Raw genomic sequence first — 12,489 nt, 5'->3', positions numbered from 1 at the left:
CAAAGTCCATCGTGGCTGAGGCTTATTAACTGTTTATATCACATGATACTTTATTGCATTTATTCTCTAAGAACAGACAGAAAGTCCTTTGCCCATTAATGGAAAATATAAACAGCAAGAGCCACAATTGTTAAACCAATAATTAGCGTCAATTTGCCAAATTGTTCCATTTTTTTCAATTCAGTTTCCGCGTCACCTTTTTTTGCCCTTTTTGTCGAGAAGCTTATAAGGACAATCAATGTGACGAGTATTAAAACTAAAATTAATTTGAGAATTAATAAGGGAGATGATGGCAATATTGACCAGTATGGTGTAATTAAATACAGACCTGAAATGATTAATAGCGCCATTCCTATATGTCCCATTCTGCTCAACACAAGAGAGTGCATTTGAAATTTTGTAGATTCGTCATTCGACATATTTGAGGTGGCAATTCCCAAAAAGGCATGAGCAAAACTTGTTCCCAAGCCCATTGTCAGGCCAATAAAATGAAGTATTAGCATTAGCTCTCTCATATATATTTATTTGTTAAACTTATTGCTTTAGCCGTATGCCCGCTTGGCACCTACCTCCGAACTATAGACAACTTTTGCGTTGGAATTGGCAAAATAGAAAAGTTCTCACTAACTTCCAAGGAATTGCTGTAGTGTGCTGAAAATAAGTGTTTTGGCTGTTGTGGATTCAGGAAGTTTTCAAAAATAAATACAAAATATGCAGGTGCTGGATTCTTAAAATAAGGCTGGAAGCCTAAAAATAATTATCACGAGGCGGAGCCTCGCGCTATCTGAGCTGACAGCAAAATAATCAGGTTAAACGCATTAAAAAAGTAGCCTCGCTGGAGCAATGAAATACCTCTCTATATTTTAATGCGTTCAACCTATTTCATTTAACTATTCACCCATTTTTCGAGCCCTAGAAGCTTCTTGCCTAGGTCATTGAGTTCAGCCGTGGCATACTTCGTTTGCTCCCAATTGCGGGGGTCGCCTGGAAAGGCATAGCCTTCAGGCGAAATCCGATTTTTCCACGAATTGATGCGCCAGTTACGTAGGGCATCGTTTTCTTCCTCGGCGGGCATCATAGAGATGTATTGGGCTATCCGAACTTTATTCCCTGATAAATTGGGACGAATGCCGTGCGGTTGGGTACTGTTAAATATCAGTAAATCACCCGCTTCCATTTTTACTTTTACAATGTCGTTTTCAAATCCTGTCACGTCAGGTTGGAAACGATTACGGTCGGCGGGTTGGGTCAATTTCCACGTATCGTAGGTGCGGTACAGCTCGGGAATGCACTGAAACCCACCCATGTTTTCGTCGGTTTGGTCGGCCAAAGCCAGTACACCTTGCACGTTTTGGGGCTTTGTTTCGGGGTCGTAATCCCAGTGAATAAAGCCTTTGTATTCAAAACCTGGACGAATGGGGAAGTTTAAGTTGGCGCGGTCGATGGTCACCCACAATTTCTCAGTGCCCCAAATATCCACAAACGCATCATAGACCCGTTGCATTTGGCGATTGTTCCACAAATGCTGATTGTTATACACTTCCACCATCCCCGTTCCTATCAACTCCTTCATCTTCATCGGGCGGCGTGCCACATCGGCGTACCATGTTTCGGGGTCGTTAGGGTCTTTTTCTTCAAACTCCCACAAAAACTCGGCGGTTTTGAGCGCTTGCTCGCGGGGTACGGCGTTTTTGATGACAATGTAACCGTTATGAATCCAAAACTGCCAATCTTCTTCGCTCAACACCCTCAAAGGTTCTCCATTGGAACGGTCGTTGAGGGTCAAATGACTACTTGTCGCAGTGGAAGGGTTGCCAGGAATGTCCTCGTGGTTGGTATTGGCCATTTTAACTGGCGCCATGGTTGGGGTCATTGTGTGTGCTTGCGTTTCCATGATATGTACTATTTTGAGTAGAAATAATGATACAAAGGTAGTGCAGTGAAGCCGCTAAAATCTTCACCAATAGTTGCATAAATTTGAATTATATTGATATAAATAGTAATTTTAGGCAATATTAAAGTTAAAAATAGACAAACCGCTTCGTATGAAAGTTGTTTTTGAGGCTTTCGTCCCCGATTCAAATAGCTCATTTCGTTTACTTCTCAACCCGCGCCTTAGCGACGTGTTTTATTGGCATTTTCATCCTGAGTTGGAGCTGGTGTTTATTGAGGCAGAAAGTGGAATGCGGCACGTTGGAGAACACATTTCGCGTTTTATTGGCAGCGATTTGGTGCTGATTGGATCAAACATCCCGCACCTTAACTTTGATTATGGCATCAAATCCGACTACGAAAAAGTGGTTTTACACATCAAAAATGATTTTTTAGGGGCTGCTTTTGAGACCACGCCCGAATTGTCGAGCATTGCCCATCTTTTTCAAAAAGCGCAACATGGTTTGGCTTTTGGGGCTGATACCAAGCAAATGATTGGAGAACAAATGCGACACTTGGTGGAGTTGCCCCCTTTTGAGCAGTTTCTGGAAATATTGAAAATACTGCAAAGACTGGCCAATGCCTCGGATATTACTTTGCTACACGACCAACCCGTTGAAAATCAATATACTAAAAAAGACCAAGAACGCCTAAAACGACTTTATGGATTTATCGACGAGCATTTTCACCACAAAATTGAGATGGAAGAGGTGGCGAGTTTGTGCCACCTGAGTATCCCTGCGTTTTGTCGGTATTTTAAAAAAATGACCCGTTTGACCTTTACCGAATTTTTAAACCATTACCGCATCAATCAAGCCCAAAAACTGCTTTTAATGGACAAAAACGTGACGGAAACCTGCTTTGAATGCGGTTTTGATAGCTTGTCTTATTTTAACCGAACCTTTAAAAAAGTAACGGGTGAAAACCCCTTGTCGTTTAAGAAAAGGTACTTGAGTAAATAGGTTTAATGATGTCTATGTTTACTATGTGTTTATTCTAATGTTTTCTATGTGTTTTAAAAAGAATGTTACCACATCCTGCATTTATTCGTACACCTCTATTTTTTAAATACCAACGATTGAGCTGGACGAATGCGGCTGATGATGAGGGTTGGAATGAGTAAAATCAACGTAATGACGCTCAGAATCCCGATATTGAGCAGCAGGTAGGATGGCCAATCAAAAACTATTGGAACCGTGTTCATGAAATAATTGACGGGGTCGAGCGGGATGATTTGGAACTTGCTTTGAAGCCAACAAAGCCCCAAACCAACGACATTCCCAATAATCAAGCCTTTCAACGTCAATTGCAGCCCCACGTAAAAGAAAATGCGACGGATTTGGCTGTCGGGACTACCGAGGGTTTTGAGTAGCCCCACCATGGGCGTACGCTCCATCATCATCACCAACAACACGGAAGCGATGTTGAAACAAGTCACAAAAAATACCAAAGCGAGCAAGACCATCGTATTTTGGTCGAGCAATTGTAACCATTCAAACAGCGGACGGTATTTGTCGGTAACCCGTTCGAGGCGCATGTAGCTGGGAAGTTGGGCGTAAAGTTCTTTGGCCGTAGGCTCAAGTTGGGCGAAATCTTTGACAAAATATTCGTACGAACCTACCGAGTCAGGCCCCCAGCCATTGAGGCGCTGCACCAGCCCGATGTCACCCAAAACCAGTTGATTATCAAATTCTTCGAGGTTTGTTTCATACACACCGACAATCTTTAGTTTGCGAACGCGGGGTGGATTTTGAACAAAGTACATCAAGACCTCATCATTGAGTTTTAAATTGAGTTTTTGAGAAATGATGCGACTGACGATAATTTCGTTGGCGTATGCGGTGTCAGAATACTGAATAACGCGCCCTTCTACCAAATTTTCGGCGAGTAATTTCCAATCATAATCGCGCCCCACGCCCTTGATAACCGCCCCTTGAAGCTCGTCGGGCGTTTTTAGGATGCCAGCTTTGTGCGCTACTGCCTGCCGATGTCGAATCCCTTTGATTTGTTGCCATTGGTCGTAAGGCTTGGTATGAAGGGGGAGGGGTGCACTTTCAAAAGATTGATTGAGCGAAAGTTTGTTTACTTGAAGGTGCGAGCCAAAGAGGAAGACTTTTTGGTAAATAGTATCTTTAAAGCCAAATAAAACCGATAATGCAACAATTCCGACTGCTACACCCAAGGCAATGGTAACGATTCCGACGCGAGACACCGTCGCAGAAAAAGTGGTTTGCTGAGGCTCTCTAATACGACGAGCTACGAAAAAGGGGAAATTCACAAGTGGTGTTTGTTTGAATGTTTGATAGTTTGTAAGTTTGAAAAGTTCCTACAATACTAACGTTTTCTGATTAAACCTTAACTACCCATGAGTTTAACGTTTTTGTGTATTACGTGTTATTTTAAAGGCGGTGATTTTTTGCGGGCCTGTAAAGAGGCTGGCAACACAGTTTATTTGTTGACCGCAAGACGAACGGAAGGGAAAGAATGGCCTTACGAGTCGATTGATGAATTTTTTTATTTAGAGGATGACTCCAATACACTGTCGAACTTTGACAATATCATCAAGGGGATGGCGTACATCATGCGCACGCGAAAAATAGACCGTGTGGTAGCTTTGGACGATTTTGATGTGGAAAAGGCCGCCATTTTGCGGGAGCATTTTCGGATTCCTGGCATGGGACAAACCACCGCACGTTTTTTTAGGGATAAATTGGCGATGCGCGTTCAAGCCCGCGATGCAGGAATTAAAGTGCCCGCTTTTACGGGTTTATTCAACGACGTAGAGATTACGGAGTACTTGAGGGCTACCCAAGCGCCGTGGGTAATCAAACCCCGTGCCGAAGCCTCGGCGGCAGGCATCAAAAAAGTGTACAGTTTTGACGAGGCTTGGAACACCATTCACAGCCTTGGGGAAGAACGGCACATGTTTCTGATTGAGCAATTTAAGCCAGGCGATGTTTATCACGTAGATGCGCTGACGTTGGATAAAAAAGTGATTTTTGAACGAAGTAGCCAATACCTCAATACGCCGTTTGAAGTGGCACACGGGGGCGGTATTTTCCGTTCGGTAACGGTTGAGTTTGGTACCAAAGACGCCAAAGCGCTCAAGAAAGTAAACGAACAAGTGCTGAAAGCATTCCAGATGAACTACAGCGCCTCACACACGGAGGTGATTAAATGTTACGAAGATGGGGAATTTTATTTCCTTGAAACGGCCTCGCGGGTGGGTGGAGCGCACTTGGCCGAAATGGTCGATTATTCGTCGGGGATTAATTTGTGGAAAGAATGGGCGCGTATCGAACATGCCAAGGCAATCAATGCAGACTATGAGCTGCCCGAAGTTCAGAACTTGTACTCGGGCATCATTATCTCTTTGGCGCGTCAACAGTGGCCCGATATGTCGCCGTTTAATGATCCCGAAATTGTGTGGCAAATGAAAGAAGAATACCATGTCGGTCTGATTGTGCAATCGCCCAATCGGAACCGAGTCCTGGAATTGATGGATAAATATGCCGAGATGATTCGCCACGATTATCACGCCTCGGCACCCGCCCAAGATAAACCAACGCATTAATAATGAGCATTTTTGACCAAGTTATTGACAGAAAAAATACCAATAGTTACAAGTGGGACAAATACGCTGACCCAACCGTGATTCCTGTTTGGGTAGCAGACATGGATTTTCAAGCCGCCCCGCCTATTTTGGAGGCGCTACAAAAAGTGACTGAGCATGGCATTTTTGGGTATTCCAAATGCCCCGATGAGCTTTATGAGGTCGTTATTGAACGTTTAAAAACCCGCCATGGCTGGGATGTAAAAAAAGATTGGATTGTGTGGTTGCCTGGCTTGGTGCCAGGTATTGGTTTGTCTATCCGAACGGTTACAACCGACGCCGAGGCGGTGATGACTGCAACCCCCGTTTACCATCCTTTTATGCTAGAAACCCATGCGGCAGGTCGTACGTTACAAAAAGTGCCGTTACAACTAGAAAACAACCGTTGGGTCATTGATTTCGAGGCGTTAGAAGCATCGGTTACGCCTCAAACAAAACTGTTTTTACTGTGTAATCCTCATAATCCCGCAGGGACGGTTTTTACCAAAGAAGAACAAGAAAAGCTGCTCGAAATTTGCCTTAAAAACGACATCATCATTTGTTCGGACGAAATTCACTGTGATTTATTGCTCGACGAAACCAAGAAACACCTGTCGATTGCCACCCTCAGCCCCGAAGCAGCACAGCAAACGATTACGCTGTTAGCGCCGAGTAAGACTTTCAACATAGCAGGTTTGGGCTGTTCTATGGCCATTATTCCTAATGACGAACTTCGGGCTAAATTTATTAAAACCAAAGCGGGACTCATGCCTATGCTTTCGGCTTATGCCTATGAGGCGGCCTTGGCAGCTTACCGCGACGGCGCTGCTTGGCACGAAGAATTGTTGGACTATCTTCGCCAAAATCACCAGTTTTTACTGACTGAAATCAACCAGTTGAAGGGCATGAAAATGGTGCCATTAGAAGCGACTTATTTGGCATGGATTGATACGCGGGAGTCGGGTATCGCTGATTTTGCCCAAAAATTGGAAGCTGTCGGCGTTGGTGTATCAGACGGGGTACAATTTGACGGCGCAGGCTTCATTCGCCTCAATTTTGCCTGTCCACGAGCGACCTTAGAAGAAGTAGTTCGGAGAATAAAAACCATTTTTTAAGTGTCGAATGTCGAGTGCAGAATGTCGAATTTAGTACCCTTATTCGACATTCTGCACTTGACATTCGACACTAACTTATTATTCTTTCCAAACAGGTGGCTCAACTTTATATAAGTGGCGGACAAAAAAGTCCCTGCGTTTGCGCTCACCGTATTCGCCGCCTGTCGAGTGTCCCATATTAGGAACCATCAGAAAATCAAAATCTTTGTTGGCTTTGATGAGAGCATTGACGAGCTGCATCGTCGATGCTGGGTCAACGTTATCGTCCACTTCTCCCAAAATAAGCATCAGTTTTCCTTGTAGTTTACTGGCGTTGACCACGTTAGAACATTCTTCATATTGTGGGCCAATGGGGTAGCCCATCCATTGTTCGTTCCACCAAATTTTGTCCATACGGTTGTCGTGGCAGCCACATGAAGAAACGGCTACTTTATAAAAATCGGGATAAAACAACAATCCTCCCGTTGAACTTTGTCCTCCCGCCGACGTCCCATAAACCCCAACCCGACTTACGTCCATCGAAGGGTATTTGCGAGCAGCTTCCTGCATCCACAAAATTCGGTCGGGAAAGCCTGCATCTTTGAGGTTTTTCCAGCATACATCGTGAAAAGCTTTGGAACGATTGGAGGTTCCCATACCATCTAATTGAACCACAATAAACCCAAGTTCGGCCAATTCAAACATGCTTCGGTTGTAGGTCATAAATGTTTTGGGCGTAAACGAGCTGTGCGGCCCCGCGTAGATATTTTCGATGATGGGGTATTTTTTGTTGGGGTCAAAATTGGTCGGTCGGATAATAATTCCCCAAATGTCCGTTTTTCCGTCACGTCCCTTGGCCGTAAATACCTCAGGTGCTTTCCAACCCGCATTCAACCATTCCGAAATGTCCGCTTTTTCCAGCTCCATCACCACGGAACCGTCGGCTGCCGAGCGAAGTACGGTAACAGGAGACATATCCACCCGCGAATAGGTGTCAACAAACAGTTGATTATCAGATGAAAATACGCCCGTGTGGTTGGCATTTTCGGAAGTAAGTGGCGTAAGCCCTGTACCGTCAAAATTGATTCGGTAGTAATGCGTGAAATACGGGTCTTGTTTTGGGTTCATACCGCTGGCGGCAAAGGTAATAGTTCGTTTTTCTTCGTTGACATTCAACACGTTACGCATCACCCATTCGCCTTTGGTAATTTGTTTTTTTACTTTTCCCGTCACACCATCGTATAAATAAAGGTGGTTCCAGCCGTCACGCTCAGAAGCCCAAATAATTTCTTTGCCGTCGGCCACATCGTAGCGATATTTTTTTCCGCTGTAATCAATAAAAGTAGGGCTTTGCTCGTCAATAAGCGCTCGAATTGCCCCATTGGCAGCATTGACTTCCAATACCCGATACACTTGGTGGCCTCGTTGGTTGTATTCAAAACTAAAAGCGCGGCTGTCTTTGCGCCAATCAATCCTCGAAATGTTGTACTGATGATTAAACAGCGCGTCGTCGATGGGAATGTGTTTTTTTTCTTCCACCAAAAAAAGATGCGGGCGACGAATCGGCAACGCATCGCCAGGTTTGAGGTATTCGCGGCTTTCGAGTTTGGGTTGGAGCTGGTCTTCGGGCGACGAACGCACAAAATAGATAAGGTGCTTTTGGTTGGGGCGTATTTTGTTGGCTACCAGTTTTTTAGAATCGGGCGACCACTGTACATAACCTGAATAGTATTCGCCTTCGGAGCCATCGAAGGTAAGTTGTGATTCTGTTTTTGTTTTCTCCGAACGAACATACAAGTTATGATTTTTGATGTACGACGTCCACAAACTATCGGGAGAGTAAACGGGTTTTTCGGGTTGGTCGTTGGGTGCGGCTGCCCAGTAGCGTTGTGGGTCGTTGCGAATGGGCTCTTTTTTACGTAAAGATTTGGTAGTGAGCCCGTACGTCCATACAAACCCTTCTGCGCTAAACTCGATTTCTTGGTCGTCTTTGACGTAAGCAATGGAATTGAAAGGTAAGCTGAAAGGTTTGGTGTCGGTTTTTGATAACGTGGCCAATTGTTGAGCCAACTGCTCATGGTCAAAGGCAGACTGACGCGTTTTGGTTTGCGGGTTGACCGAAATAAATTCTTTTCCACGGGGAGTTTGAATGGCGTACCAAACGATTTTGCCCGATTTTGCCCAAAATACCTGAGCGGGGGCGTTATAGACTTTATCTTTTAGCTTGTTTTTAAGCGTCTCCGAGCGTTTGTAGTCTTCTGCCGTTCCTTGACTGAAGACTGAAAGAGGGGACAACAGCCCAGTTAAAAGGGGAAGCATAACCAAGCCTTGGTAAGCGCGCCTAATAAAAGTTTGCATGGTTGGAGTGGGTTTAAGTTTTTACAAACCTAGCTATCTTTTCCCTTTTTTGTGGTGTCATAATTGCCAGAGAGTAGTACTATTTTAGCTACTTGACAAGAAATTACCTATCAAAATGATGGGAATAAGCGCCCTTTTTGAAGATTAGGCATATTTTTGATGCTAAAATACCTGAATGGGTGGCATGATGCCCTACTTTGTCTAATCATTTTCCCGAAACGTCGCTTCCTATTGAAATCGTGGCTTTTATTTGCTAATTTTCAAAAAGATAAAACGACCATTACATAATTTTGAAGAATATCTCTCTTAACCTCATAAGCTTAAAATCTCTTACTGACTTACCATGACATCTACTACGACTCTTTCGTTACCAGTACCACCAGGCACCAAGCAAATCCGCTGGAGGCAAGTTTTGGTGGTGGTTACCCATATATTTTTCTGGGCTTGCTTTATCTTTTTGCCCTTTTTGTTGATACAATCGCAGCAGCAAGCCAACGCCTTAGCGAGTTCTCAACTTAAACTGTCGCAAGAAGAAAAGGACCGAATTTGGCAGACAATTTTTTATTTTAGTCAGTTCTTCTCAGTTTTATTATTCTACACCAACTCCGAAATTTTACTGCCAAGGTTATTCAAAAAGCGAGGGCTTGGCGTATATATTTTGGTGATTGTGCTTGCCCTGATTTTAGTCCTTACGATTACATATTTTTTTCGGTACTGGATGTGGGGAATGCCGCCCCAGACTTGGTTTAGCTACACCACTTTCTATTCGTTGATTTCGTCGTTTGGCATTAGTACATGTTTTCGATTATTGGGCGATTATCAACGCGAACATCGCTTGCAGAACGAACAAGAAAAAGTGCGCTTACAGTCGGAATTGTCGTTTTTGCGTTCACAGATTAGCCCGCATTTTATGTTTAATTTGATGAATAGCTTGGCGGCGTTGGCCCGAAAAAAATCAGATTTGCTAGAGCCCATGATTGTCAAAATGTCGGATTTGCTGCGTTACATGTTGTACGATTCGGACGATTCAAAAATCCCTTTGGACAAAGAAATAAATTATTTGAAAAGTTATGTGGAGCTGCAACAATTGCGTTTTGGAAACAAAGTGAAGGTGGACATGGTTTTTGATACATCCTACAACAACCTAGCGCTTGAGCCCATGCTCCTGATTCCGTTTGTAGAAAATGCGTTTAAACACGGTACGGGGCTTATTCGTGAGCCTTTTATTCAAATCATGCTGGTGTCGGGTGACAATAAAATACGGTTCAAAGTACAAAATCGCTACAATGCTGATTTTGTGGAAGCCAAGGATAATAGTTCGGGAATTGGGTTGGCCAACGTAAAACGCCGCCTCGAATTACTCTATCCAGAAACCCATACTTTACAAATTTCAAAAGATAAGGCTATGTTTGTGACAGATTTAGAAATAGTTTTGAAGTAATTAACAAACAATGAACATGCCTAAGCTACGTTGCATAGCGGTTGATGACGAACCCCTAGCCCTCGAACTTTTAGAAGACAACATTCGCCAAGTGCCTTTTTTGGAGCTAGTAGCAAGTTGTCATAATGCGTTTGAGGCCATGGATATTTTGCACGAACAGGGAGCCGACTTGATTTTTTTGGATATTCAAATGCCTGGCATTACGGGTGTTCAGTTTTTAAAATCTATTCAGGGGCAAAACACTACCCCGATGGTGATTTTTATTACGGCTTATGAACAGTATGCGCTAGAAGGATTTGAGTTGGACGTTGTAGATTATTTGTTGAAACCAGTAGCCTTTGAGCGGTTTTTAAAATCGGTCAATAAAGCCTACGATTTGTTTAAACTGCACCAGCAAACGCCTACCGAGCAAACCGCGACGCATTTTTTTGTAAATGCAAACTACGCTTTGGTAAAAATACGTTACGACGAAATTTTGTACATCGAAGGTTTGAAAGACTACGTGAAGATTTACTTGTCGTCGGCGCGTCACCCAGTGATTACCAGAATGACCCTCAAGGGAATCGAACAAAAACTTCCTTCCCATGAGTTTATGCGGATACACAAGTCGTACATTGTTTCTCTTGACAAAATCCAATCGGTACGTAACCTGAAAATCCACATCGGCGAGGCCGTGATTCCAGTGGGAGAACAATACGTTGAGGAATTTATGAAAGCGATTGGGGAATAAAACAACGCTTGCCCATATAAAAAAGCGGTGGTAGAGCTTTGCTCCGCCACCGCTTTTTTGTGCTTTTTTATGTTAGACCAAATATTCTTCTACCGACTTGGTCGCATGTATGCGGTGTTCATCGAGCATCAGCTCTATCCGATTCATGGCAATTGTAAGCTCGTCGGTTGACGGTAAAAATACAATTCGGAAGTGGTCATTGTGAATATAATTGAAGCCTGTACCCGCCACAACAAGCACTTTCTGCTCAGAAAGTAATTGAAAGACAAAGTCACCGTCGTTTTTAAAATCAAACTTACGCAGGTCGATTTTAGGGAAAACGTACAAAGAACCTTTGGGCTTTACACAACTTACGCCAGGAATGGCAGTTAGTCGGTCATAGACCAAGTTCATTTGTTTGTGAAGGCGACCCATCGGAAGTACCAAGTCTTGGATACTTTGGTATCCTCCTAAAGCGGTTTGAATGGCGTATTGCGTTGGAACGTTGGCACATAAACGCATACTTGCCAAAAAGGTCAAGCCTTCGATGTAGGATTTGGCACGGTGTTTTGCCCCACTCAAAATCAACCAACCACCACGGAAACCCGCCGCGCGGTAGTTTTTGGAAAGTCCTCCGAAGGTGACACAAAGCGTATCGTGAACCATCGTGGCCACGGGGTAATGCTTGGCTCCATCGTATAGAATTTTGTCGTAGATTTCGTCAGAAAACAAAATCAGCTGATGACGCTCGGCGATTTCGGCTATTTTCTGAATGACCTCTTTTTCATAGACAGCACCCGTCGGGTTGTTGGGATTAATCATCACAATCCCTTTGGTACGTGGCGTGATTTTGCTCTCCAAATCTTCCAAATCGGGGTTCCAATCGCTTTGTTCGTCGCAAATATAGTGAACAGGTTTTCCACCACTCAGGGCAACCGAAGTCGTCCAAAGAGGATAATCAGGAGACGGAACTAAAATTTCATCACCTTCATTAAGTAATGCCTGCATGGCCATCACAATAAGCTCGCTTACGCCGTTTCCGATATAAACGTCATTGATTTCGACTCCTTTGATTCCTTGGGTTTGGGTGTAGTGCATTACTGCCTTGCGGGCGGCAAACAATCCCCGAGAGTCAACGTACCCTTGGGCGTTACGAATGTTGAGGATGATATCGTGAATGATTTCATCGGGGGCGTCAAAACCAAAAGGGGCGGGGTTTCCAATGTTCAAATTAACAATTTTGTACCCTTGGCTTTCAAGTTCTAGCGCTTTTTCGTAAACGGGGCCTCGAATATCGTACCGTAGATGTTCAAGGCGTTTGCTTTTTTGAATTTGCATGTCAGTAATGAATTGTGGAACGGCG

At 43.8% G+C, this 12,489-nt stretch carries 10 protein-coding genes; 5 read left to right on the top strand and 5 right to left on the bottom strand.

Features of this window, described 5'->3' with window-relative positions:
- Positions 1 to 95: 95 nt before the first annotated feature.
- Both K339_RS0122940 and K339_RS0122935 read right to left on the bottom strand, forming a co-directional pair.
- A complete protein-coding gene (locus K339_RS0122940) occupies positions 96 to 515 on the bottom strand; it encodes a CopD family protein (protein ID WP_028525703.1) in 420 nt (139 codons plus the stop codon).
- 371 nt (positions 516 to 886) lie between these two features.
- On the bottom strand, positions 887 to 1,894 hold the full coding sequence (locus tag K339_RS0122935) for a phytanoyl-CoA dioxygenase family protein (protein ID WP_028525702.1): 1,008 nt from the start codon (positions 1,892 to 1,894) through the stop codon (positions 887 to 889).
- A 151-nt stretch (positions 1,895 to 2,045) separates the two neighbouring features.
- Here K339_RS0122935 and K339_RS0122930 point away from each other — a divergent pair, with 151 nt between their 5' ends.
- Entirely contained in the window at positions 2,046 to 2,894 is an 849-nt protein-coding gene (locus K339_RS0122930; RefSeq protein WP_028525701.1) for a helix-turn-helix domain-containing protein, read from the top strand.
- Positions 2,895 to 2,989: 95 nt separating this feature from the next.
- Here K339_RS0122930 and K339_RS0122925 read toward each other — a convergent pair whose 3' ends face one another.
- On the bottom strand, positions 2,990 to 4,210 hold the full coding sequence (locus tag K339_RS0122925; protein WP_028525700.1) for an ABC transporter permease: 1,221 nt from the start codon (positions 4,208 to 4,210) through the stop codon (positions 2,990 to 2,992).
- 87 nt (positions 4,211 to 4,297) lie between these two features.
- Here K339_RS0122925 and K339_RS0122920 point away from each other — a divergent pair, with 87 nt between their 5' ends.
- Both K339_RS0122920 and K339_RS0122915 read left to right on the top strand, forming a co-directional pair.
- A complete protein-coding gene (locus K339_RS0122920) occupies positions 4,298 to 5,506 on the top strand; it encodes an ATP-grasp domain-containing protein (protein WP_028525699.1) in 1,209 nt (402 codons plus the stop codon).
- A 2-nt stretch (positions 5,507 to 5,508) separates the two neighbouring features.
- Complete coding sequence (locus K339_RS0122915) at positions 5,509 to 6,639, top strand: MalY/PatB family protein (RefSeq protein WP_028525698.1); 1,131 nt, start codon at positions 5,509 to 5,511, stop codon at positions 6,637 to 6,639.
- 78 nt (positions 6,640 to 6,717) lie between these two features.
- Here the strand turns inward: K339_RS0122915 and K339_RS0122910 are convergent, their stop codons facing one another.
- Entirely contained in the window at positions 6,718 to 8,976 is a 2,259-nt protein-coding gene (locus tag K339_RS0122910) for a S9 family peptidase (RefSeq protein WP_028525697.1), read from the bottom strand.
- Between the two features lie 343 nt (positions 8,977 to 9,319).
- On the opposite strand from K339_RS0122910, the gene K339_RS0122905 reads away from it, so the two are divergent.
- Together K339_RS0122905 and K339_RS0122900 are read left to right on the top strand one after the other, a co-directional pair.
- The gene (locus K339_RS0122905) at positions 9,320 to 10,417 is read left to right on the top strand and encodes a sensor histidine kinase (protein ID WP_064751007.1); all 1,098 of its coding nucleotides are present in this window, start codon (positions 9,320 to 9,322) and stop codon (positions 10,415 to 10,417) included.
- A 16-nt stretch (positions 10,418 to 10,433) separates the two neighbouring features.
- Positions 10,434 to 11,147 (top strand): LytR/AlgR family response regulator transcription factor, encoded by a 714-nt coding sequence (locus tag K339_RS0122900; protein ID WP_028525695.1) that lies wholly within the window; start codon positions 10,434 to 10,436, stop codon positions 11,145 to 11,147.
- A gap of 72 nt (positions 11,148 to 11,219) precedes the next feature.
- On the opposite strand, the gene K339_RS34515 is transcribed toward K339_RS0122900, so the two are convergent.
- Positions 11,220 to 12,464, bottom strand: coding sequence for a pyridoxal phosphate-dependent aminotransferase (locus tag K339_RS34515; protein WP_037301627.1), 1,245 nt, complete (start codon positions 12,462 to 12,464; stop codon positions 11,220 to 11,222).
- Positions 12,465 to 12,489: the final 25 nt, after the last annotated feature.

Source organism: Runella limosa DSM 17973 (genome assembly GCF_000482465.1).
Taxonomy (GTDB): domain Bacteria; phylum Bacteroidota; class Bacteroidia; order Cytophagales; family Spirosomataceae; genus Runella; species Runella limosa.
This window is presented reverse-complemented; position numbering and strand designations above follow the sequence as displayed.